This window comes from Psychrobacter sp. CAL346-MNA-CIBAN-0220 (genome assembly GCF_040309805.1).
GTDB lineage: Bacteria > Pseudomonadota > Gammaproteobacteria > Pseudomonadales > Moraxellaceae > Psychrobacter.
This window is the reverse complement of the sequence record NZ_JBEOPF010000628.1, coordinates 1-244: the sequence shown is the minus strand read 5'-3', so window position 1 is coordinate 244 and position 244 is coordinate 1. Positions and strand designations below refer to the sequence as shown.

The window sequence follows — 244 nt, the reverse complement described above, 5'->3', positions numbered from 1 at the left end:
CGATTATTGCCTTTAATAAAGCGCAAAACAAACCGGTTTACGCCGATGCAAATAGCACATTACGTGTAACTTACGGCACGGTAGGCGGGTATTCTCCGCAAGATGGTTTAGTGGCCACGCCGTTTACCTCACTTGAAGGGTTACTGGCTAAAAACACCGATGTTGACCCATTTAATGCGCCTAAAAAGCTGCAAGAGCAAATTAAAGCCAAGCTTTATGGTGATTACACCGGTGGCATGAATAC

At 45.1% G+C, this 244-nt stretch carries 1 protein-coding gene; it reads left to right on the top strand.

Going from position 1 to position 244, the window contains the following annotated elements:
- The coding region (locus AAEY88_RS15080; protein WP_350563696.1) for a S46 family peptidase at nt 1–244 on the top strand (244 nt) is incomplete at both ends.